Source organism: Pseudomonas sp. NPDC087029 (genome assembly GCF_044745345.1).
GTDB classification, from domain to species: domain Bacteria; phylum Pseudomonadota; class Gammaproteobacteria; order Pseudomonadales; family Pseudomonadaceae; genus Aquipseudomonas; species Aquipseudomonas faucium.
Window position 1 is genome coordinate 271,738 of the sequence record NZ_JBIVAB010000003.1, and the last position, 21,000, is coordinate 292,737.

General features: G+C 64.3%; 19 protein-coding genes. 1 reads left to right on the forward strand and 18 read right to left on the reverse strand.

Annotation, left to right across the window (positions count from 1 at the left end):
- Nucleotides 1-84 precede the first annotated feature (84 nt).
- The 7 genes from ACIPG5_RS07140 to ACIPG5_RS07170 all read right to left on the reverse strand — a co-directional run bounded on the left by ACIPG5_RS07140 (nt 85) and on the right by ACIPG5_RS07170 (nt 6,168).
- Nucleotides 85-948, reverse strand: coding sequence for a peptidoglycan DD-metalloendopeptidase family protein (locus ACIPG5_RS07140; protein WP_176513694.1), 864 nt, complete (start codon nt 946-948; stop codon nt 85-87).
- Nucleotides 949-1,142: 194 nt separating this feature from the next.
- Nucleotides 1,143-1,781, reverse strand: coding sequence for a protein-L-isoaspartate(D-aspartate) O-methyltransferase (locus tag ACIPG5_RS07145; RefSeq protein ID WP_176513697.1), 639 nt, complete (start codon nt 1,779-1,781; stop codon nt 1,143-1,145).
- 38 nt (nt 1,782-1,819) lie between these two features.
- Complete coding sequence (gene surE / locus ACIPG5_RS07150; RefSeq protein WP_176513490.1) at nt 1,820-2,569, reverse strand: 5'/3'-nucleotidase SurE; 750 nt, start codon at nt 2,567-2,569, stop codon at nt 1,820-1,822.
- A complete protein-coding gene (gene truD, locus ACIPG5_RS07155; RefSeq protein WP_401373981.1) occupies nt 2,557-3,615 on the reverse strand; it encodes a tRNA pseudouridine(13) synthase TruD in 1,059 nt (352 codons plus the stop codon). Before truD ends, surE begins: the two co-directional genes overlap by 13 nt.
- Nucleotides 3,612-4,085 carry a 2-C-methyl-D-erythritol 2,4-cyclodiphosphate synthase gene (ispF, locus tag ACIPG5_RS07160; RefSeq protein WP_176513494.1) on the reverse strand — a complete coding sequence of 158 codons (474 nt, stop codon included), beginning with the start codon at nt 4,083-4,085 and terminating at the stop codon, nt 3,612-3,614. Before ispF ends, truD begins: the two co-directional genes overlap by 4 nt.
- 107 nt (nt 4,086-4,192) lie before the next feature.
- Nucleotides 4,193-5,047 (reverse strand): S-formylglutathione hydrolase, encoded by an 855-nt coding sequence (gene fghA, locus ACIPG5_RS07165; protein WP_401373983.1) that lies wholly within the window; start codon nt 5,045-5,047, stop codon nt 4,193-4,195.
- An 8-nt stretch (nt 5,048-5,055) separates the two neighbouring features.
- Entirely contained in the window at nt 5,056-6,168 is a 1,113-nt protein-coding gene (locus ACIPG5_RS07170) for an S-(hydroxymethyl)glutathione dehydrogenase/class III alcohol dehydrogenase (RefSeq protein WP_016392290.1), read from the reverse strand.
- 106 nt (nt 6,169-6,274) lie between these two features.
- Between ACIPG5_RS07170 and ACIPG5_RS07175 the strand changes: the two genes are divergently transcribed.
- Complete coding sequence (locus ACIPG5_RS07175) at nt 6,275-7,171, forward strand: LysR substrate-binding domain-containing protein (protein WP_401373985.1); 897 nt, start codon at nt 6,275-6,277, stop codon at nt 7,169-7,171.
- 54 nt (nt 7,172-7,225) lie between these two features.
- On the opposite strand, the gene ispD is transcribed toward ACIPG5_RS07175, so the two are convergent.
- The 11 genes from ispD to fabZ all read right to left on the reverse strand — a co-directional run bounded on the left by ispD (nt 7,226) and on the right by fabZ (nt 20,888).
- On the reverse strand, nt 7,226-7,933 hold the full coding sequence (gene ispD / locus ACIPG5_RS07180; protein ID WP_401373987.1) for a 2-C-methyl-D-erythritol 4-phosphate cytidylyltransferase: 708 nt from the start codon (nt 7,931-7,933) through the stop codon (nt 7,226-7,228).
- The gene (ftsB, locus tag ACIPG5_RS07185; protein ID WP_023534037.1) at nt 7,930-8,211 is read right to left on the reverse strand and encodes a cell division protein FtsB; all 282 of its coding nucleotides are present in this window, start codon (nt 8,209-8,211) and stop codon (nt 7,930-7,932) included. The genes ispD and ftsB overlap by 4 nt, the downstream gene beginning before the upstream one ends.
- A gap of 162 nt (nt 8,212-8,373) precedes the next feature.
- The gene (eno, locus tag ACIPG5_RS07190; RefSeq protein WP_176513502.1) at nt 8,374-9,663 is read right to left on the reverse strand and encodes a phosphopyruvate hydratase; all 1,290 of its coding nucleotides are present in this window, start codon (nt 9,661-9,663) and stop codon (nt 8,374-8,376) included.
- 195 nt (nt 9,664-9,858) lie between these two features.
- A complete protein-coding gene (locus ACIPG5_RS07195; RefSeq protein WP_401373989.1) occupies nt 9,859-11,487 on the reverse strand; it encodes a CTP synthase in 1,629 nt (542 codons plus the stop codon).
- Nucleotides 11,488-11,755: 268 nt separating this feature from the next.
- Nucleotides 11,756-13,036, reverse strand: a complete 1,281-nt coding sequence (gene tilS, locus ACIPG5_RS07200) for a tRNA lysidine(34) synthetase TilS (RefSeq protein ID WP_401373991.1) — start codon at nt 13,034-13,036, stop codon at nt 11,756-11,758.
- A gap of 128 nt (nt 13,037-13,164) precedes the next feature.
- Nucleotides 13,165-14,112 carry an acetyl-CoA carboxylase carboxyltransferase subunit alpha gene (locus tag ACIPG5_RS07205; protein ID WP_176513508.1) on the reverse strand — a complete coding sequence of 316 codons (948 nt, stop codon included), beginning with the start codon at nt 14,110-14,112 and terminating at the stop codon, nt 13,165-13,167.
- Nucleotides 14,113-14,217: 105 nt separating this feature from the next.
- A complete protein-coding gene (dnaE, locus tag ACIPG5_RS07210; protein WP_176513510.1) occupies nt 14,218-17,742 on the reverse strand; it encodes a DNA polymerase III subunit alpha in 3,525 nt (1,174 codons plus the stop codon).
- Nucleotides 17,743-17,920: 178 nt separating this feature from the next.
- A complete protein-coding gene (gene rnhB, locus ACIPG5_RS07215) occupies nt 17,921-18,544 on the reverse strand; it encodes a ribonuclease HII (RefSeq protein WP_176513512.1) in 624 nt (207 codons plus the stop codon).
- 1 nt (nt 18,545) lies between these two features.
- On the reverse strand, nt 18,546-19,673 hold the full coding sequence (gene lpxB, locus ACIPG5_RS07220; protein ID WP_176513514.1) for a lipid-A-disaccharide synthase: 1,128 nt from the start codon (nt 19,671-19,673) through the stop codon (nt 18,546-18,548).
- A 1-nt stretch (nt 19,674) separates the two neighbouring features.
- Nucleotides 19,675-20,451, reverse strand: coding sequence for an acyl-ACP--UDP-N-acetylglucosamine O-acyltransferase (lpxA, locus tag ACIPG5_RS07225; RefSeq protein WP_176513516.1), 777 nt, complete (start codon nt 20,449-20,451; stop codon nt 19,675-19,677).
- The gene (fabZ, locus tag ACIPG5_RS07230; RefSeq protein WP_016392301.1) at nt 20,448-20,888 is read right to left on the reverse strand and encodes a 3-hydroxyacyl-ACP dehydratase FabZ; all 441 of its coding nucleotides are present in this window, start codon (nt 20,886-20,888) and stop codon (nt 20,448-20,450) included. The genes lpxA and fabZ overlap by 4 nt, the downstream gene beginning before the upstream one ends.
- Between the last annotated feature and the right edge of the window lie 112 nt (nt 20,889-21,000).

The window sequence follows — 21,000 nt, forward strand, 5'->3', positions numbered from 1 at the left end:
AACTCAGACTCGAGCGACGCCTGTATCCCTGGCAGCGCTGGAGCCTGTCCCCTCTACATCACAGGAACAGGCCGGGTACAACGGTCAACGACGTGGCAGGAACTGGAGCGGATCGACGGGTTTGCCCTGGCGGCGAATCTCGAAATGCAGCTTCACCCGATCAGTGCCCGTAGACCCCATTTCAGCAATCGACTGCCCTGCCTTGACCTGCTGCCCCTCCCGAACCAACAGCCTGCGGTTGTGACCGTAGGCACTGACGTAGGTGTCGCTATGCTTGATGATGATCAGCTCGCCGTAGCCCCTCAAGCCACTCCCGGCGTAGACCACCGCACCATCAGACGCAGCAAAAACAGGCTGTCCCAAATCACCGGCGATATCAATGCCTTTATTCAAACTACCGTTTGAAGCGAATTTTCCAATCAGCACGCCATTGGCGGGCCAGGTCCAGCCGCCTACGGCGCGCTCTGCAGCGGGCACCGTGGTAACCACCGGAGTAGGCGTGGCGGGGGTTGTTGGCGCCGGCTTTACGCCACTGGCGGGAGGGGTGATAGGCGCGCCGACAGGCCGACGAATGACCGTGGTCTTGCTCGACGATGACGGGCTGGAGACCACCGTGGTGGTGCCTGTGGAGGCGCTGTTGAAGCGAATCGCCTGACCGGGGCGGATGGTGTACGGCGCGGGGATGCCGTTGCGTGCGGCCAGCTCCTTGTAGTCCCAGCCATAGCGGAAGGCGATGGAGAACAAGGTGTCGCCCGGCTTCACGGTGTACTGGCCAGAGGTCACGGTTGGCCGCTTGGGCGCCACAGTAGGGTTGCTGCGGTCGACCACGCGCGCGCCACTCGAGCCGGTGCTCGAGCAACCTGTCAGCAGGGTGCCCATGGCCAGAGCAATCACCAGAAGCTTGTAACCCGACCGATCCTTGCGCTGCCGAATGACTGTGTGCCCCACCCGCGCTCCCCTCATGGTGCCGAAATCGATAAAACGACAAGAAATGCAATATTGTTGCAATTATAACCGAGCCCGCCGTCTCTGTGAGGCGAGCTGCATAGGCCAGCCCGAACCGCTGCGGCACTGGCGTACCCCGCCAGATAGACAGGGCGAAACGGCAAGAATTCGTCGCCGCTGGAAATATTCCGCCCAGGTCAGGCCAGTGGGCCGTTGAGCAGCGGCACGAAGCGCACCGCACCCAGCACGCGCCGGGAAAAACCGTGCTCCTCACGGACGATCAGCATCAGTTGCTGCACCTCGCCAGCCGGCCCCACCGGGATCACCATGCGCCCACCCGGGGCCAGTTGATCGAGCAGCGCCTGCGGCACCTCCGGCGCCACTGCGGTAACGATGATGCCGTTGTAGGGCGCAAGCGCCTGCCAGCCATCGCAACCGTCGCCCCAGCGGAACACCACGTTGCGCAGGTTGAGCTCGACCAGGCGCTCCTTGGCCCGGTCCTGCAGCACCTTGATCCGCTCGACCGAGAACACCCGCTCCACCAGCTGGGCCAGGATCGCGGTCTGGTAACCGGACCCCGTACCAATCTCCAGCACCTTGTCCAGCGGGCCGGCCTCCAGCAGCAGCTCGCTCATGTGCGCGACCATGAACGGCTGGGAGATGGTCTGGTTGTGCCCGATCGGCAACGCGGTGTCTTCGTAGGCGCGATGGGCCAGGGCCTCATCGACGAACAGATGGCGCGGGGTGCGTCGAATCACATCGAGCACCTTGGGGTTGGCCACGCCCTCCTCGCTCAGGCGCTGGATCAGGCGCTCCCGGGTACGCTGGGAGGTCATGCCGATACCACGACGCTGCAGATCGTCCTGTTCGCGCATCAGAGCAGGCCCTCCAGCCAACCGTGCAACTGCTCGAAGGCATCGTTGAAGGTGCGGTCCAGCTGCAGGGGGGTGATCGACACGTAGCCTTGCATCACCGCATGGAAGTCGGTGCCAGGCCCGCCATCCTCGGCATCGCCGGCCACGGCAATCCAGTAGCCTTCCTTGCCGCGCGGGTTGACCACCTTGGTCGGCGCCGCCGCCCGCGCCCGATGACCGAGGCGAGTGACCTGGATGCCACGGATGTGCTCCAACGGCAGGTTGGGGATGTTGACGTTGAGCACGGTGCGCGGCGGCAGCTCCAGGCGCGATTGCGCCTCCACCAGCCGGCGGGCGATGAAGGCCGCGGTCGGCAGGTTGTCGGGCAGGCGCGACAACAGCGAGAACGCCAGCGACGTGCCCCCCAGGAAGCGGCCTTCCAGCGCGGCGGCGACCGTGCCGGAATAAATCACGTCATCGCCCAGGTTGGCGCCCAGGTTGATGCCCGAAACCACCATGTCCGGCGGTTCCGGCAGCAAGCCGTTGAGCCCCAGGTGCACGCAGTCGGTGGGCGTGCCATTGAGGCTGATGAAGCCGTTGGCCAAGGTTTGCGGGTGCAGCGGCCGGTCCAGCGTCAGCGAACTGCCGGCGCCGCTCTTGTCTTGATCCGGGGCGATTACCACGCACTCGGCATAATCCGCCAGCGCACCATGAAGTGCGGCGAGGCCTGGTGCCGTAACACCGTCGTCATTCGAAATCAGAATACGCATGGGCTGTCCGTCTGCCCTGCCGGCACCAGATCGACAAGCTCGCGCACCACCACGGTGGCGAAGCATCCGGCCGGAAGGACGAATTCCAGTTGCAGGATATCAGGCTCGGGATAATGCCACGTAAGGCCGCCAATAGGGAGCCGCAGGATTCGCCGTTCGTGACTCATGCCCGCATTCGCCAGCCATTGGCACAGCGCCGGGTGCTGCTCGGCGACAGCCGACTCCAGCGCAGCCGCCGCGCCAGCGGCGGGCGAAGGCCCTTCGCCCCACATCGGGCCGGTCGGGTGCAAGTCGAGAATGGCCAGGCGCGGGTCGGAACATTCCGCTTCGCCTGCAGGGAAGAAACTGCGGCTGTCGGTAAATGCCAGCAGGTCACCGACCTGCGCACGCTGCCAGCTGCCATCGGCGACACGCGCCGCCAGCACCTGGTTGAACACATAGCTGCGCGCCGCCGACAGCAGGCGCGAGCGCACGTTGCGCTGCTCTGGCAGGGCCTTGCGCGCCGCCCAGTCCTGGGCATCGTGGACGTTGCCGCCGCCATGGCCGAAGCGCTGGCTGCCAAAATAGTTCGGCACGCCGTGCTGCTTGAGCAGCTCCAGGCGTGCATCGAGGGCCTGGCGATCAGCCGCCAGCGCGGTCAGGCGCAGGGTGAAGCCATTGGCCGAATGGGCGCCGCGCTGCAGCTTGCGCTGGTGGCGCACCTGCTTGAGCACGCGCAGGGTGTCGTCTTCGGCACGTGACAGGTCGGGGTCGGCCTTGCCCGGAAGGTGCAGGCTGAACCACTGGCGGGTCAGGGCCTGGCGGTCCTTGAGGCCGGCGTAGCTGATCGAACGCACCGGCACGCCTGCGGCACGTGCCAGGCGCCGGGCCGCTTCTTCGGTGTTCAGGTCACGCTTCTCGACCCACAGCCACAGGTGCTCGCCCTGGCCGGACAAGGGGATGTCCAGCACCTCGTCGACCTGGAAGTCTTCCGCCACCGCCTTGAGCACCGCGGTGCCGAGGGATTGGCCCGATGCGCGCGGGCCCAGCAGTTCCAGTTCGGTCATGCTGGCAGCAGCAGGGCGACCGAATGCACGGCAATGCCCTCCTCGCGGCCGGTAAAGCCGAGCTTCTCGGTGGTGGTGGCCTTGACGTTGACCTGGTCGAGCTCCACGTGCAGGTCTTCGGCGATCCGCTGGCGCATGGTTTCGATATGCGGGGCCATCTTGGGTGCCTGGGCGACGATGGTGGCGTCGACGTTGCCGACTTTCCAGCCCTTGGCCTTGACGATGGCGACCACGTGACGCAGCAGCGCGCGGCTGTCGGCGCCCTTGAACTGTGGGTCGGTGTCGGGGAAATGCTTGCCGATATCACCCAGCGCCGCAGCGCCAAGCAAGGCATCGCTCAGGGCGTGCAGCAGCACGTCGCCGTCGGAATGGGCCAGGAGGCCGTATTTGTGGGGGATACGCACCCCACCCAGGGTAATGAAATCACCGTCGCAGAAACGGTGCACATCGTAGCCGTGGCCAATACGCATAGAAAAACGCCCTGATTGAGTCAGGGCGTGATTCTACCTGCTTTATGCGCTGAAGGGGTTGCTTGGCAGCCCATCGCCGGCAAGCCGGCTCCCACGCCAACCGGGGCCTACAGGCGGCCCAGTGCCATTGCATGATGGCGCAGGTGCTCGTCGATGAAGCTGGCGATGAAGTAGTAGCTGTGGTCATAGCCAGGCTGCAGGCGCAGGGTCAGCTCATGCCCCCCTTTGCGAGCCGCCTGCTCCAGCGCCTCAGGCTTGAGCTGCTTCTCCAGGAAATCATCCCGGTCGCCCTGGTCCACCAGCATCGGCGGGCACGCGCCCGCCGGGGTTTCGGCCAGCAGCACACTGGCATCCCACTCGCGCCAGCGCGCACGGTCTTCACCCAGGTAGCGGCTGAAAGCCTTCTCGCCCCAGGGGCAGTCCATGGGGTTGCTGATCGGCGAGAACGCCGACACCGAGCGATAGCGCCCGGGGTTGCGCAAGGCGCACACCAGCGCGCCATGGCCACCCATCGAATGGCCGCTGATGCTGCGCTGTTCGGAGGCCGGAAAGTGCGCCTCGATCAGCGCCGGCAGCTCCTGCACCACGTAGTCGTGCATCCGGTAGTGCTGCGCCCAGGGTTGCTGGGTGGCGTTGAGGTAGAAGCCTGCCCCCAGGCCGAAGTCCCAGGCGCCGTCCGGGTCGCCCGGCACCTGCTCGCCGCGCGGGCTGGTGTCGGGCGCCACGATGATCAGCCCAAGCTCGGCGGCCAGGCGCTGGGCGGCGGCCTTCTGCATGAAGTTCTCGTCGGTGCAGGTCAGGCCACTGAGCCAGTACAGCACCGGCAGCTTTTCGCCCAGCTCCGCCTGGGGCGGCAGGTAGACGGCGAACACCATGTCGCAACCCAGCACCTTGGAGTGATGCCGGTAACGCTTGTGCCAGCCGCCGAAGCTCTTCTGGCAGGAAATGTTATCCAGGCTCATGTCGCACCTCAGAAGTGGATCACGCTGCGGATGCTCTTGCCTTCGTGCATCAGGTCGAAGGCTTTGTTGATGTCTTCCAGGCCCATGGTGTGGGTGATGAAGGTATCCAGCGGGATCTCGCCCTTCTCGGACATTTCCACGTAGCTTGGCAGCTCGCTGCGCCCACGCACGCCGCCGAAGGCCGAACCACGCCAGACGCGGCCGGTGACCAGCTGGAACGGACGGGTGGCGATTTCCTGGCCGGCACCGGCGACACCGATGATCACCGACTCGCCCCAGCCCTTGTGGCAGCACTCCAGGGCCGCGCGCATCAGTTGCACGTTGCCGATGCACTCGAAGGAGAAGTCCACGCCGCCGTCGGTGAGGTCGACGATCACTTCCTGGATCGGGCGGTCGTAGTCTTTCGGGTTGATGCAGTCGGTGGCGCCCAGCTGGCGGGCGATCTCGAACTTGGCCGGGTTGATGTCGATGGCGATGATGCGCGAGGCCTTGGCCTTGACCGCACCGATCACCGCCGACAGGCCGATGCCACCCAGGCCGAAGATGGCCACGGTGTCACCCGGCTTGACCTTGGCGGTATTGAGCACCGCGCCGATACCGGTGGTGACGCCGCAACCGAGCAGGCAGACCTTCTCCAGCGGGGCCTCCTTCTGGATCTTGGCCACGGAGATTTCCGGCAGCACGGTGTACTCGGAGAAGGTCGAGGTGCCCATGTAGTGGAACAGTTGCTGGCCCTTGTAGGAGAAGCGCGTGGTGCCGTCCGGCATCAGGCCCTTGCCCTGGGTGGCGCGGATGGCCTGGCACAGGTTGGTCTTGCCGGAACGGCAGAATTTGCACTGGCCGCACTCGGGGGTGTACAGCGGGATGACATGGTCGCCAACCGCCACCGAAGTAACGCCCTCGCCCACGGCCTCGACGATCGCGCCACCTTCATGGCCGAGGATCGACGGGAAGATGCCCTCCGGGTCGGCGCCCGACAGGGTGTAGGCGTCGGTATGACAGACGCCGCTGGCGACCACGCGCAGCAGCACTTCGCCAGCCTTGGGCATGGCCACGTCCACTTCGACGATTTCCAGGGGTTTCTTGGCCTCGAAGGCAACGGCGGCGCGGGACTTGATCATGGGGATCTCCAGGCAGGGGTTCGGTTCAGTCCTGCAGTGTAATTCATGCTGTTTTGATGAATAATCCAGGCAAAGACAAAACATTATTGCCATACAGGGATAATCAATGAGCAGCCGCTGGGAAGGCATCGACGAATTCGTCGCCGTGGCCGAGTCGGGTCAGTTCACCGCGGCGGCCGAGCGCCTGGGCGTTTCGTCGTCGCACATCAGCCGGCAGATCGCCCGCCTGGAAGAACGCCTGCAGACGCGGTTACTGTACCGCAGCACCCGGCGGGTGACCCTGAGCGAAGCCGGGCAGACCTTTCTGCAGCACTGCCAGCGCCTGCAGGACGGCCGCGAGGAGGCCATGCGGGCCATGGGCGACCTGGCCAGCGAGCCCAAGGGGTTGCTGCGCATGACCTGCGCGGTGGCCTATGGCGAGCGCTTCATCGTGCCGCTGGTGACTCGTTTCATGGCCCTGTACCCGCAGTTGCGGGTGGAAGTGGAGCTGAGCAACCGCACCCTTGATCTGCTGCACGAAGGCATGGACCTGGCCATCCGCCTGGGCCGGCTCGCCGACTCACGGCTGGTGGCTACCCGCCTGGCGCCGCGGCGCATGTACCTGTGCGCCTCGCCGGGCTATCTGGAACGCTATGGCAGGCCGCACAGCTTGTCGGAGTTGGCGCGGCACAACTGCCTGGTGGGCAGTTCGGATTTGTGGGCACTGCAGCAGGATGGGCGCGAGATCAGTCAGCGGGTGCAGGGCAACTGGCGCTGCAACAGCGGGCAGGCGGTGCTGGATGCGGCGTTGCTGGGGATGGGGCTGTGCCAGTTGCCGGACTATTACGTGCTGGAGCATCTGCACAGTGGCGCCTTGGTGCCGCTGCTGGAGGCGCATCAGCCGCCGAATACGGCGGTGTGGGCGTTGTATCCGCAGCAGCGGCATCTGTCGCCGAAGGTGCGGCGGTTGGTGGACTACTTGAAGGAAGGGTTGGCGGGGTTGCCGGAGTATCGGGTGGGCTGATCTCTGCCGGGGCCGCTTGGCGGCCCAATCGCCGGCTTGCCGGCGATGGGGCTTCTAATGGCGCCCAGCCCACCGCTGGCGCAACCACTCCAGGTCTTCAGGGCGGGTCACCTTGATGTTGTCGCTGCGCCCTTCGATCAAGCGCGGCGCCTGGCCGGACCATTCGATGGCGGACGCCTCGTCGGTCACCACCACCTCGGACACCAGGCACTCGGCCAAGGCCCGGTGCAAGGCACCCAGGCGGAACATCTGCGGCGTGTAGGCCTGCCAGATGGTGCTGCGGTCGACGGTGGCACTGACCCGGCCATGGGCATCCGCCCGCTTGAGGGTATCGCGCGCAGGCACGGCCAGCAGGCCGCCTACAGGGTCATCCGCCAGTTCCGACAACAGGCGGTCCAGGTCGGTGCGCGCCAGGTTCGGCCGCGCCGCATCGTGCACCAGCACCCAGTCGCTGTCCGCTGCGCCCTGGGCATGCAGCAGCAACAAGGCATTGAGCACCGAATCGGCGCGCTCGCGCCCGCCCGGGGCGCGCTGGATGCGCGGGTCGCTGGCACTGCGCAAGCCCGGCCAGTACGGGTCATCCGTGGCCACGCTGACCACCACCCCCTTGAGCGTGGGATGGCCAAGAAAACAGTCGAGGCTATGCTCGAGAAGCGTCTGCCCCGCCAGTTGCAGGTATTGCTTCGGGCGGTCGGCAGCCATGCGGGCACCGATGCCCGCGGCAGGAATCACGGCCCAGAAGGCCGGTAGCGTTTCATTCATTTTTGCGGCAGCTGGAAGAGGGTTTCGCCCTCTTTGACCATTCCCAATTCATGACGAGCCCGTTCTTCCACGGTCTCCATACCTTTTTTCAGCTCCAGCACCTCGGCGTCGAGCACGCGGTTACGCTCCAGCAGCCGCTCGTTCTCGGCGTGCTGCTCGTCGATCTGCTGCTTGAGCTCTGCCACTTGCGCCAGGCTGCCGTTACCCACCCAAAGGCGGTACTGCAGGCCACCGAGCAGCAGGAGCAGGACAAGGAACAACCAATAGGGACTGCGCATCAAGGTATCCAGGTTAAAAAGACCGCCACACCGGGGCAGGTCTCAAATAGCACGAAGCCTGGCCGAGGCCAGGCTTCGTTGACAGAAACCCGCATGAAGCGTCGGAAATTTCAGCACGAAAGTTCCGACAGCCTCGGCTGCTGTCTTTTTACCATCTCTTGCTTAGCCGCGAAACTCGGCACGACCACGGTAAACCGCTTTGGCGCCCAGTTGCTCTTCGATGCGCAGCAGCTGGTTGTACTTGGAGACGCGGTCGGAGCGGCACAGCGAGCCAGTCTTGATCTGGCCGGCAGCGGTACCCACGGCCAGGTCGGCGATGGTCGAGTCTTCGGTTTCACCGGAGCGGTGCGAAATCACCGCGGTGTAGCCAGCAGCCTTGGCCATCTGGATGGCTTCCAGGGTTTCGGTCAGCGAGCCGATCTGGTTGAACTTGATCAGGATCGAGTTACCGATGCCCTTCTCGATGCCTTCCTTGAGGATCTTGGTGTTGGTCACGAACAGGTCGTCACCGACCAACTGCACCTTTTCACCGATCTTGTCGGTCAGGATCTTCCAGCCAGCCCAGTCGGACTCGTCCAGGCCGTCTTCGATCGAGATGATCGGGAAGCGCTCGGTCAGGCCTTTGAGGTAGTCAGCGAAGCCTTCGGCGTCGAACGACTTGCCTTCACCGGACAGGTTGTACTTGCCGTCTTCATAGAACTCGGAAGCCGCGCAGTCCAGCGCCAGGGTCACGTCGGTGCCCAGCTTGTAGCCGGCTTTCTCGACCGCTTCGGCGATGGCGCCCAGGGCGTCTTCGTTGGAAGCCAGGTTCGGGGCGAAGCCACCTTCGTCACCCACGGCAGTGTTCAGGCCACGAGCCTTGAGCACGGCTTTGAGGTGGTGGAAGATTTCGGTGCCCATGCGCAGGCCGTCGGAGAAGGTCTTGGCGCCAACTGGCTGGACCATGAACTCCTGGATGTCGACGTTGTTATCGGCGTGCTCGCCACCATTGATGATGTTCATCATCGGAACCGGCATCGAGTACACACCCGGGGTGCCGTTGAGGTTGGCGATGTGCGCGTACAGCGGCAGGTCCTGGTCCTGGGCAGCGGCCTTGGCGGCAGCCAGGGAAACAGCCAGGATGGCGTTGGCGCCCAGCTTGGCCTTGTTCTCGGTACCGTCCAGTTCGATCATGGCGCGGTCCAGAGCCTTCTGGTCGGAAGGGTCCTTGCCCAGCAGCAGGTCGCGGATCGGGCCGTTGATGTTGGCAACTGCCTTCAGCACGCCCTTGCCCAGGTAACGGCTCTTGTCGCCATCACGCAGCTCCAGCGCTTCGCGCGAGCCGGTGGAAGCACCGGACGGCGCGCAAGCGCTGCCGATGATGCCGTTGTCGAGCAGTACATCGGCTTCCACGGTGGGGTTGCCACGCGAATCGAGAACTTCACGACCTTTGATGTCGACGATTTTTGCCATTGTTGTAAGCACTCCAGAATTGACGAAAACAACGCAGCTTTAGGAAATTCTTGCCTTGTGCCAGGCGTGGATGCAGCAGGCAGGCCTGGCAGAAGCAGCCCCTGACCGGCAGGTCAGGGGCAGAACGGGCGGTACTTTACCCGAGAAATGAGCTTTGCGCGGTTTATACCGTCGGAAAACTCATCAGGCCTGGGTTCAGGCCTTGTTCTTCTGGGCCAGGGCGGCCTTGACGAAGCCACTGAACAGCGGGTGGCCGTCACGTGGAGTCGAGGTGAACTCCGGGTGGAACTGGCAGGCGACGAACCATGGGTGGTCCTTGGCCTCGACCACTTCGACCAGCGCGCCGTCTTCGGAACGACCGGAAACCACCAGGCCAGCGTCGACCAGTTGTGGCAGCAGGTTGTTGTTCACTTCGTAGCGGTGACGGTGACGCTCGGTGATCACGTCCTTGCCGTAGCAGTCGTGCACCTTGGAACCGGCCGCCAGCTGGCAGTCCTGTGCGCCCAGGCGCATGGTGCCGCCCAGGTCGGAGGCTTCGGTACGGGTCTCGACGGCACCGGTGGCATCGGCCCACTCGGTGATCAGGCCCACGACCGGGTGGCCGCTGTTGCGGTCGAACTCGGTGGAGTTGGCGTCTTTCCAGCCCATCACGTTACGGGCGAACTCGATCACGGCAACTTGCATGCCCAAGCAGATACCCAGGTATGGCACCTTGTTCTCACGGGCGTATTGCACCGCGGTGATCTTGCCTTCCACGCCGCGCAGGCCGAAACCGCCCGGGACCAGGATCGCGTCGGCGCCTTCGAGCAGGCTGGTGCCCTGGTTCTCGATGTCTTCCGAATCGATGTAGCGCAGGTTGACCTTGGTGCGGTTGGTGATGCCGGCGTGGCTCATCGCTTCGATCAGCGACTTGTACGCGTCCAGCAGCTCCATGTACTTGCCGACCATGGCGATGGTCACTTCGTGCTCAGGGTTGAGCTTGGCATCGACCACCTTGTCCCACTCGGACAGGTCGGCGCCGTTGCATTGCAGGCCGAAGCGCTCGACGACGAAGTCGTCCAGGCCCTGGGCGTGCAGTACACCCGGGATCTTGTAGATGGTGTCGACGTCTTCCAGGGAGATGACCGCGCGCTCTTCGACGTTGGTGAACAACGCGATCTTGCGGCGCGAGGAGGCATCGACCGGGTGGTCGGAACGGCAGATCAGCACGTCAGGCTGCAGGCCGATGGAGCGCAGCTCCTTGACCGAGTGCTGGGTCGGCTTGGTCTTGGTCTCGCCGGCAGTGGCAATGTACGGAACCAGCGTCAGGTGCATCAGCATGGCGCGCTTGGAGCCCACTTCGACACGCAGCTGGCGGATCGCCTCGAGGAACGGCTGCGACTCGATGTCACCCACGGTACCGCCGATTTCCACCAGGGCCACGTCGGCATCGCCGGCACCCTTGATGATGCGACGCTTGATCTCGTCGGTGATGTGCGGGATGACCTGGATGGTCGCGCCCAGGTAATCACCACGGCGCTCCTTGCGCAGCACGTGCTCGTAGATACGGCCGGTGGTGAAGTTGTTGTTCTGGGTCATGGTGGTGCGGATGAACCGCTCGTAGTGGCCCAGGTCAAGGTCGGTCTCGGCGCCGTCGTGGGTGACGAACACCTCACCGTGCTGGAACGGGCTCATGGTGCCAGGATCGACGTTGATGTACGGATCCAGCTTGAGCATGGTGACCTTGAGCCCCCGCGCTTCCAGGATGGCCGCCAGGGAAGCCGAGGCAATGCCTTTCCCCAATGAAGAAACAACACCGCCCGTGACGAATATGTAGCGCGTCATGAAAAACCCTAGAAGTCTGCGTTAAGGCGGCCAGCGCCGCCGGAGAAAGCGAAGGAAGGCCGAAGCCCCCGATCACCTGCGTCAATCACAGTGCATCTCGAAAAACTGCCGCGTCTGTACAGACCGGGGAATCCCCGGCATGGAGCTCGCTCGTCATTTTAAGAATCAGCCCAGCAAAAAACTGCTTGGTAATCGGCAACTGCTGTGTTTTCGCGGAACCCACAGAAGTTGTATCAAGAAGGGAGGGTAGTCTACCGGAATGTACCCTTCAGCTCAAACCTTGCGCGTTCGTCGGCAGCTGCCAGTGAAGCTGGCAATCGGCCTGCCCGAGCATGGGCAGGTTGGCCACCGCCAGCAACTGCTCGCCGCAGTACAGCAACGGCAAGCGCGGGCGCACGAAATGCGGCACCTGCAGTTCGTTGAGCAGGCGCTTCAGGTCGCGCCGGCCACGGCCTGGAACGTCCATCGTCTCGCCACCCTCACGGTAGGCGATATGCACGCCACCCGGCGCCTGCCCCTGCAGGCGCACGCTGCCGTTGCCGGGTAAAGGCAACGGCCATTCAGGCTCATCCCAGCGTTGCGGACCGATGGCGGGCTGCAACCAATCGCCGCTCAGCCACCAGATGCGAGCCTGGCTGCGCACCAGGTGACCGTCGGTCAGTTTCCACACGGGCTGGGCATCGATCGCAGCGTCACGCAGGTCGGCCCAGCCGGCCCAATGGCGGGCGTCGGGCAACCGGGTCCGTGGGGCCAGCCAATGCTGCAAGGCATTGCGCTGGCGCGCAGGCGACAACGCGACCAGCGCCGCAAGGTCGAGCGAAGCCAGCCCTGCCCAGCAATCCGGCGCGCCCTCCCCGGCCACTGCCAGGTCGCTCTCTGCCAGTTCTTCGAGCAGCCCTTGTGCTTCGCCCAGGTGCTCGGCGCAGCGGGCCAGGTTCTGGCTGGCCTGCGGCCAGCGTTGTTGCAGCAGTGGAAATACGTCGCTGCGCAGGAAATTGCGCGCGAAGGCGGTATCGCCATTGGTGGGGTCTTCGATCCAGCTCAGCCCATGGCTGCGCGCATGGTCATGCAGTTGCTGGCGTGAGCACGCCAGTAGCGGCCTGGCCAGCTTGCCCTGCCCTAGCCTGCGCTGCGCGGGCATGGCCGCCAGGCCACGCAGGCCGGCGCCGCGCAGCAGGCGAAAGAGCAAGGTTTCTGCCTGGTCTTCGCGGTGCTGGCCGGTGAACAGCACCTCGTCGGGACCCAGGATGCGCGCAAATGCCGCATAGCGTGCATCGCGAGCGGCCTGCTCGAGGCTGGCGCCTGGGGCGACCTGGACGTGGACGACGGTGAGTTCGATGCCCAGGCGGTAGCAGACTGCCTGGCAATGGGCTGGCCAGGTGTCGGCGGCGGATTGCAGGCCGTGGTGGATGTGGATGGCGTGCAGCGGGGGCGTGGCGTGGTTGCGGGCGTGTTCGGCCAGCAGGTGCAGGAGGACGGTGGAATCGAGGCCGCCAGAGAAGGCGATGTGCCAGGCGGGGGCGTTCAGCCAGGGGGTGAGGTTGATCATGGAGGCCTCACTTGGCTTGAGATAGCCGGGCCCGCTTCGCCCCCCATCGCCGGCAAGCCGGCTCCCACATTAATCGGTGTGGGAGCCGGCTTGCCGGCGATGGGGGCGCGAAGCGGCCCCGGTGTCTATCAGAGGCCGTAGCTCATCAGGCGCTCGTAACGACGGGCCAGCAGCGCGTCATTGTCGAACTTGCCGAGCATGTCCAGCTGCTGGACCAGGTCGGCACGGATGCTTTCGGACATCTTCGCCGGGTCACGATGGGCGCCGCCCAGCGGCTCCTGGATGACCTTGTCGACGATGTTCAGGCTCTTCAGGCGCTCGGCAGTGATGCCCATGGCCTCGGCGGCATCGGCGGCCTTGTCGGCGGTCTTCCACAGGATCGAGGCGCAACCTTCCGGCGAGATCACCGAATAGGTGGAGTACTGCAGCATGTTCAGCTGGTCGCACACACCGATGGCCAGCGCACCGCCGGAACCACCTTCACCGATCACGGTGGCGATGATCGGGGTCTTCAGGCGTGCCATGACGCGCAGGTTCCAGGCGATCGCTTCGCTCTGGTTGCGCTCTTCGGCGTCGATGCCAGGGTAGGCGCCCGGGGTGTCGATGAAGGTCAGGATCGGCATCTTGAAGCGCTCGGCCATTTCCATCAGGCGGCAGGCCTTGCGGTAGCCTTCAGGGCGCGGCATGCCGAAGTTGCGGCGCACCTTCTCGCGCACTTCGCGGCCCTTCTGGTGGCCGATGACCATGACCGCCTTGCCGTCCAGGCGCGCAGTACCGCCCACGATGGCGGCGTCGTCGGAGAAGTGGCGGTCGCCGTGCAGTTCTTCGAATTCGGTGAAGATGTGCTCCAGGTAGTCCAGGGTGTATGGACGACGCGGGTGACGGGCCAGGCGTGCGATCTGCCAGCTGGTCAGGTTGCCGAAGATGCTTTCGGTCAGGGTGTTGCTCTTGTCTTGCAGACGGGCAATTTCATCGCTGATGTTCAGCGAGTTGTCGTTGCCTACCAGGCGCAGGCCTTCGATCTTGGCTTGCAGGTCGGCAATCGGCTGTTCGAAATCGAGAAAATTCGGGTTCATAGTCATCCGTCTTGGGTCTACGGCCAGGCGGCCGGCCGGTTGATCCGTTTGGCGCCCTACCTTAAGGGATCAGGCGCATTCAGGTCGAGATTAAATTTGGTCGGTTCAACGATATTGCAGGAAGACGTTCTCACGCCCGAACTGGTCACGCAGCGCCTGAATCAGGCCGTCGGCGGGATCGATTGACCACTGGTCGCCGAACTGCAACATGGCCTTGGCGTCGCTGCCGGTGTACTCGAGGGTGATCGGGCAACCGCCGCGATGGCGGGTGATCAACTCGCCCAGCCAATTCAGGCGATCGCCCTTGAGGGCATCGTGGGCCACCTTCAGGCGCAGGCTCTCGGCGAGCTTGGTGCGGGCGTCTTCCATGGTCATCACCTGCTTCACGCGCAGGCGCAGGCCACCGGAGAAATCGTCGTTGCTGACTTCGCCTTCGACGACGACCATCGCATCATTTTGCAACAATGCCTGGGCACCCATGAAGGCATCGGCAAACAGCGACGCCTCGATGCGCCCGGAGCGGTCGTCGAGGGTGACGAAGCCCATCTTGTCGCCCTTCTTGTTCTTCATCACCCGCAGGGCAATGATCATGCCGGCGATGGTCTGCGTCTCGCGCGAGGGCTTCAGGTCGATGATGCGCTGGCGGGCGAAGCGGCGGATCTCGCCTTCGTACTCATCGATCGGGTGGCCGGTGAGGTACACGCCCAGGGTGTCCTTCTCGCCCTTCAGGCGCTCCTTGAGGGTCAGCTCGCGCACCTTGCGGTGGTTGGCGTAGACGTCGGAGTCTTCCTCGACGAACAAGCCGCCGAACAGGTCGACGTGGCCGCTGTCGGCAGTGCGCGCGGTTTGCTCGGCCGCCTTGATGGCTTCTTCCAGTGCCGACAGCAAGGTCGCCCGGTTGATGTCGATGCTGGCGTGGTACGCCTTGATCTCGTCATGGAAGTGCGGGCCGAGGCGGTCCAGCGCACCACTGCGGATCAGCGCATCGAGGGTGCGCTTGTTGACCCGTTTGAGGTCGACGCGCTCGCAGAAGTCGAACAGGTCCTTGAACGGCCCGCCCTGGGCGCGCGCCTCGACGATCGCCTCCACCGGGCCTTCGCCGACCCCCTTGATCGCGCCCAGGCCATAGATGATGCGGCCGTCGTCGTTGACCGTGAACTTGAACTCGGAGGCATTCACATCCGGCGCATCGAGGCGCAGCTTCATGCTGCGCACTTCCTCGATCAGCACCACCACCTTGTCGGTGTTGTGCATGTCCGCCGAGAGTACCGCGGCCATGAACGGCGCCGGGTAGTGGGTCTTCAGCCATGCAGTCTGGTACGACACCAGGCCGTAGGCGGCGGAGTGGGATTTGTTGAAGCCGTAGCCGGCGAACTTTTCTACCAGGTCGAAGATGTTACCGGCCAGGTCCGCTTCGATATTGTTGGCCACGCAACCTTCGATGAAGCCACCGCGCTGCTTGGCCATCTCCTCGGGCTTTTTCTTGCCCATGGCCCGGCGCAGCATGTCGGCGCCGCCGAGGGTATAACCCGCCATCACCTGGGCAATCTGCATCACCTGTTCCTGGTACAGGATGATGCCGTAGGTGGGTGCCAGCACCGGCTTGAGGCCTTCGTACTGGTAGTCGGAGTGCGGGTAGGCCAGCTCGGCGCGGCCGTGCTTGCGGTTGATGAAGTCGTCCACCATGCCCGACTGCAGCGGGCCAGGGCGGAACAGCGCCACCAGGGCGATGAGGTCTTCCAGGCAGTCGGGCTTGAGCTTCTTGATCAGCTCTTTCATGCCGCGCGATTCAAGCTGGAACACGGCCGTGGTCTCGGCCTTCTGCAGCAGCTCGTAGGTCTTGCGATCATCCAGCGGGATGAAGTCGATGTTGACCTCGGGCAGGTTGTTCTTGGCCTGCTCGCGGTTGATCGTCTCCATCGCCCATTTGATGATGGTCAGGGTACGCAGGCCGAGGAAGTCGAACTTGACCAGGCCGGCGGCCTCGACGTCGTCCTTGTCGAACTGGGTCACCAGGCCGCCACCCTCTTCGTCACAGGCGATCGGCGAAAAATCGGTGAGCTTGGTCGGCGCGATCACCACGCCCCCGGCATGCTTGCCGGTACCGCGGGTGACGCCCTCGAGCTTGAGCGCCATGTCCCAGATTTCCCGGGCATCCTCGTCGCCCTTGAGGAAGTCGCGCAGGATCTCTTCCTGCTCGTAGGCCTTCTCCAGGGTCATGCCCACTTCGAACGGGATCATCTTCGACAGGCGGTCGGCCAGGCCGTAGGACTTGCCCTGCACCCGCGCCACGTCGCGCACCACCGCCTTGGCGGCCATGGTGCCGAAGGTGATGATCTGGCTCACGGCGTTGCGCCCGTAGGCTTCGGCCACGTAGTCGATCACCCGGTCACGGCCATCCATGCAGAAGTCGACGTCGAAGTCGGGCATGGAAATACGTTCAGGGTTGAGGAAGCGCTCGAACAGCAGGTCGTAGGCCAGCGGGTCGAGGTCGGTGATCTTCAGCACGTAGGCCACCAGCGAACCTGCACCCGACCCCCGGCCAGGGCCGACCGGCACGCCGTTGTTCTTGGCCCACTTGATGAAGTCCATCACGATCAGGAAGTAACCGGGGAAGCCCATCTGGATGATGATGTCCAGTTCGAACTTCAGGCGGTCGAGGTAGAGCTGGCGCTTCTCTTCGTAATTGGGCGTGGTTTCCTTCGGCCAGAGCACGGCCAGGCGCTCTTCCAGGCCTTCGTGGGAAACATGGCGCAGGTAATCGTCGATGCCCATGCCATTGGGCGTGGGGAAATCGGGGAGGAAGTACTTGCCAAGCTGTACCTGGATATTGCAGCGCTTGGCGATTTCGACGGTGTTGGCGATCGCGTCGGGCAGGTCGCTGAACAGCTCGGCCATTTCCTGCGCACTTTTGAGGTACTGCTGGTCGCTGTACATGCGCGGGCGGCGCGGATCGTCGAGGGTCCAGCCCTCACCGATGCATACGCGGCTTTCGTGGGCGTCGAAGTCCGATTGCTTGATGAAGCGCACGTCGTTGGTGGCCACCAGCGGCGCGCCAAGCTTGTCGGCCAGGGCCACGGCGGCGTGCACGTATTCTTCGTCGCCGGCACGGTTGGTGCGCTGCAGCTCGACGTAGAAGCGCTCGGGGAACATGCCCATCCAGTCGCGCAGCAGCGATGCAGCTTCATCGTCGCGGCCGGCCATCAAGGCCTGGCCGATATCGCCTTCCTTGCCCGCCGACAGGGCAATCAGCCCCTCGCTGGCCGGCGCGATCCATTCACGCTGGAGAATCACCAGGCCGTTGCGCTGGCCGTCGGTCCAGCCGCGCGAGATCAACTCGGTGAGGTTGCGGTAACCCTTGGGGTCCATGGCCAGGAAGCAGATGCGCGACAGTGGCGCCTCGGGGTCGGCACCGGCCAGCCACAGGTCGGCACCGCAGATCGGCTTGATCCCGGCGCCCATGGCGGTCTTGTAGAACTTCACCAGCGAGCACATGTTGCTCTGGTCGGTGATCGCCACCGCCGGCATGTTCATCCCCGCCAGCGCCTTGGCCAGCGGCTTGATCCGCACCAGGCCGTCGACCAGCGAGAATTCGGAGTGGACGCGCAGGTGAACGAAGGGAACCGACATGGAAGATCCTGTAGCAGTGCTGAACACAAGGGCGGGATTGTAACGTAAATGCGAGGGGGATTTGGGGCTGCTTTGCAGCCCATTCGCCGGCAAGCCGGCTCCCACGGGAATCGGTGACAGCGCAGATTTCGTGGGAGCCGGCTTGCAGGCGAATGGGCCGCAAGGCGGCCCCGATCGGCTAGATCAGAGAATCAGTGACGCCTTCACGGGCTTCCCAGGCCGCCCGTACCGGTGCAAAGGAACGCCGGTGAATAGGCGTAGGCCCCAAGCGCGCCAGGGCCTCCAGGTGCACAGGCGTCGGGTAGCCCTTGTGCCCGCCCATGCCATAACCCGGATAGATCAGCTCGAACGCGCTCATCTCCCGGTCACGGGTCACCTTGGCCAGGATCGACGCGGCAGCGATCGCCGGCACCTGGCTATCGCCCTTGATCACCGGCGCTGCAGGCACTGCCAGCTTGGGGCAGCGGTTACCGTCGATCAGCGCAAGCTTGGGCGTGACGCTCAAGCCTTCCACCGCACGCTGCATGGCCAGCATGGTGGCCTGCAGGATGTTCAGGCGGTCGATTTCCTCCACCTCGGCGCGTGCGATGCAAAAGCTCAGGGCTTTTGCGCAAATCTCGTCGAACAGCGCTTCGCGCTTGGCTTCGGTCAGTTTTTTCGAATCATTGAGGCCAAGGATTGGCCGAGCCGGGTCGAGAATCACCGCGGCAGTGACCACCGCGCCGCACAGTGGGCCGCGGCCCACTTCATCGACGCCGGCGACCAGGTCTTCGACCAGGTTGAAATCCAGTCCTATCTGCATATCAGCGAGCCTTGAGCAAAGCCAGCACCGCATCCGCCGCCTGGTTGGAGGCGTCGCGGCGCAAGGTGCGGTGAATCTCGTCGAAGCGTTCGGTCTGCTGGCTGCCATCGGCCACCAACGGCGCCAGGGCCGTGGCCAGGGCTTCGCTGGTGGCGGCATCCTGCAGCAGCTCGGGTACCAGTTCGCGCTGGGCGAGCAGGTTCGGCAACGACACGTAGGGGCTTTTTACCAGGCGCTTGAGAATCCAGTAGGTCAGCGGCGCCAGGCGATAGGCGACGACCATCGGCCGCTTGTACAGCAGCGCTTCCAGGGTCGCGGTACCCGAGGCGATCAGCACCGCATCGCAGGCCGCCAGCGCCTGGTGCGACTGGCCATCGAGCAGGGTCAACGGCAATTGGCGGCCTGCCAGCATCTGCTCGATCTGCTCGCGCCGCGCGGCATTGGCGCAAGGCAGCACGAAGCGCACACCCGGCACCTGCTCGCACAGGCGCTGGGCGGCATCGAGGAACAAAGCCCCCAGGCGCCCCACCTCGCCCCCGCGGCTTCCGGGCATCAATGCCACCAACGGGCCTTCAGCCAGGCCCAGGGCCTGGCGCGCCGCCTGACGGTCGGCATCCAGCGGGATGGTATCGGCCAGCGGATGGCCGACGAAGCGCACGGGTACGCCCTGCTCTTCGTAGAAGCGCGCCTCGAACGGCAGCAAGGTCAGCATCAGGTCGCAACCTTCACGGATCTTCAGCACGCGCTTCTGCCGCCAGGCCCAGACCGACGGGCTGACGTAGTGCACGGTCTTGATCCCGACCTGGCGCAGTTTCAATTCGATATTGAGGGTGAAATCGGGGGCGTCGATGCCGATGAACACATCGGGCTTTTCGGCGATCAGCGTCTGGATCAACTGCTTGCGCCGCTTGAGCAGCTCGCGCAGGCGCCCCAGCACCTCGACCAGGCCCATGACCGCGAGGCGTTCCATGGGGAAGTAAGACTGCAGGCCTTCGGCTTCCATCAACGGGCCACCGACGCCGATGAACCGTACATCGGGATGGCGCGCCTTGAGGGCGCGCATCAAGCCGGAACCTAGAATATCGCCGCTGGCCTCACCCGCAACCAGGGCTACGCAAAGCTGCGCCATGTCAGCGGGTGATGCCGCGGGCGGAGTTCACGATCGACTGGCGGAACAGGTCGACCTCGGGGTGCTTGACGCTCAGTTCGTCCAGCTCCTTGATCGCCTCTTCGACGGTCAGGCCCTGGCGGTAGACGATCTTGTAGGAGCGGCGCAGGGCGTGAATCACTTCGTCGCTGAAACCGCGGCGGCGCATGCCTTCGAAGTTCATGCTGCGGGCTTCGGCGGGGCTGCCGAAGACGGTGACGAAGGCCGGCACATCCTTGCCGATCGCCGTACCCATGCCGGAAAACGCATGCGCGCCGATATGGCAGTACTGGTGCACCAGGGTGAAGCCGGACAGGATCGCCCAGTCACCGACATGCACATGGCCGGCAAGCGCGGTGTTGTTGACCAGGATGCAATGGTTGCCGATCACGCTGTCATGGCCGATGTGGGCGTAGGCCATGATCAGGTTGTGGTCACCCAGGGTGGTTTCGTAACGGTCCTGGACCGTGCCACGGTGAATGGTCACACCTTCGCGAATCACATTGTGATCGCCGATCACCAGGCGAGTCGGCTCCCCCTTGTACTTGAGGTCCGGGGTGTCTTCGCCAATCGAGGAAAACTGGTAGATGCGGTTGTGCTTGCCAATGCGCGTCGGGCCCTTGAGCACCACGTGCGGGCCGATGACCGTGCCTTCGCCGATTTCCACATCAGGCCCGACAATCGACCACGGGCCAACCTCGACACCCGCGGCCAGCTTGGCCGAGGGGTCGATGATCGCCCGTGGGTCAATCGAACTCATAGGGAGCGTTCCGCACAGGTGATTTCTGCCGAGCAGACCGGCTTGCCGTCGACCAGGGCGCGGCACTCGAACTTCCAGATCATGCTCTTGCGGCTGAGGAACTTGGCTTCCAGCACCAACTGGTCGCCCGGCAGCACCGGCTGGCGGAAGCGCAGCTTGTCGGAGCCGACGAAGTAGTACAGGGTGCCATCGGCGGGCTTGGTATCAAGCATCTTGAAACCAAGGATGCCGGCCGCCTGGGCCATCGCTTCGATGATCAGCACGCCCGGCATGATCGGGTGCGCTGGGAAGTGGCCATTGAAGAACGGCTCGTTGATGCTGACATTCTTGTAGGCACGAATGCTCTGGGCCTCGAAATCCAGGTCCGTCACGCGATCCACCAGCAGGAACGGGTAACGGTGAGGCAGGTATTCGCGAATCTCGTTGATGTCCATCATTTCGGGGGGAAGCCTGTAATAAGAATAGGGAGCGCAGGTGCTGACCGCACGCTCCTTTTGCAATCCAAAGAGGAGCCAGCTAGCGACTGTTCACTCTTGCTCAGGAAAATGG

What these genes read in the sequence shown, in the direction of transcription:
- eno (WP_176513502.1), bottom strand. Translation starts at nt 9,663, where the DNA reads ATGGCAAAAATCGTCGACATCAAAGGTCGTGAAGTTCTCGATTCGCGT.
- dnaE (WP_176513510.1), bottom strand. Translation starts at nt 17,742, where the DNA reads ATGTCGGTTCCCTTCGTTCACCTGCGCGTCCACTCCGAATTCTCGCTG.
- surE (WP_176513490.1), bottom strand. Translation starts at nt 2,569, where the DNA reads ATGCGTATTCTGATTTCGAATGACGACGGTGTTACGGCACCAGGCCTC.
- ispD (WP_401373987.1), bottom strand. Translation starts at nt 7,933, where the DNA reads ATGAATGAAACGCTACCGGCCTTCTGGGCCGTGATTCCTGCCGCGGGC.
- ACIPG5_RS07175 (WP_401373985.1), top strand. Translation starts at nt 6,275, where the DNA reads ATGAGCAGCCGCTGGGAAGGCATCGACGAATTCGTCGCCGTGGCCGAG.
- lpxB (WP_176513514.1), bottom strand. Translation starts at nt 19,673, where the DNA reads ATGGCGCAGCTTTGCGTAGCCCTGGTTGCGGGTGAGGCCAGCGGCGAT.
- ACIPG5_RS07145 (WP_176513697.1), bottom strand. Translation starts at nt 1,781, where the DNA reads ATGACCTCCCAGCGTACCCGGGAGCGCCTGATCCAGCGCCTGAGCGAG.
- truD (WP_401373981.1), bottom strand. Translation starts at nt 3,615, where the DNA reads ATGACCGAACTGGAACTGCTGGGCCCGCGCGCATCGGGCCAATCCCTC.
- fghA (WP_401373983.1), bottom strand. Translation starts at nt 5,047, where the DNA reads ATGAGCCTGGATAACATTTCCTGCCAGAAGAGCTTCGGCGGCTGGCAC.
- ispF (WP_176513494.1), bottom strand. Translation starts at nt 4,085, where the DNA reads ATGCGTATTGGCCACGGCTACGATGTGCACCGTTTCTGCGACGGTGAT.
- lpxA (WP_176513516.1), bottom strand. Translation starts at nt 20,451, where the DNA reads ATGAGTTCGATTGACCCACGGGCGATCATCGACCCCTCGGCCAAGCTG.
- tilS (WP_401373991.1), bottom strand. Translation starts at nt 13,036, where the DNA reads ATGATCAACCTCACCCCCTGGCTGAACGCCCCCGCCTGGCACATCGCC.
- rnhB (WP_176513512.1), bottom strand. Translation starts at nt 18,544, where the DNA reads ATGCAGATAGGACTGGATTTCAACCTGGTCGAAGACCTGGTCGCCGGC.
- ACIPG5_RS07205 (WP_176513508.1), bottom strand. Translation starts at nt 14,112, where the DNA reads ATGAACCCGAATTTTCTCGATTTCGAACAGCCGATTGCCGACCTGCAA.
- ACIPG5_RS07195 (WP_401373989.1), bottom strand. Translation starts at nt 11,487, where the DNA reads ATGACGCGCTACATATTCGTCACGGGCGGTGTTGTTTCTTCATTGGGG.
- ftsB (WP_023534037.1), bottom strand. Translation starts at nt 8,211, where the DNA reads ATGCGCAGTCCCTATTGGTTGTTCCTTGTCCTGCTCCTGCTGCTCGGT.
- ACIPG5_RS07170 (WP_016392290.1), bottom strand. Translation starts at nt 6,168, where the DNA reads ATGATCAAGTCCCGCGCCGCCGTTGCCTTCGAGGCCAAGAAACCCCTG.
- fabZ (WP_016392301.1), bottom strand. Translation starts at nt 20,888, where the DNA reads ATGATGGACATCAACGAGATTCGCGAATACCTGCCTCACCGTTACCCG.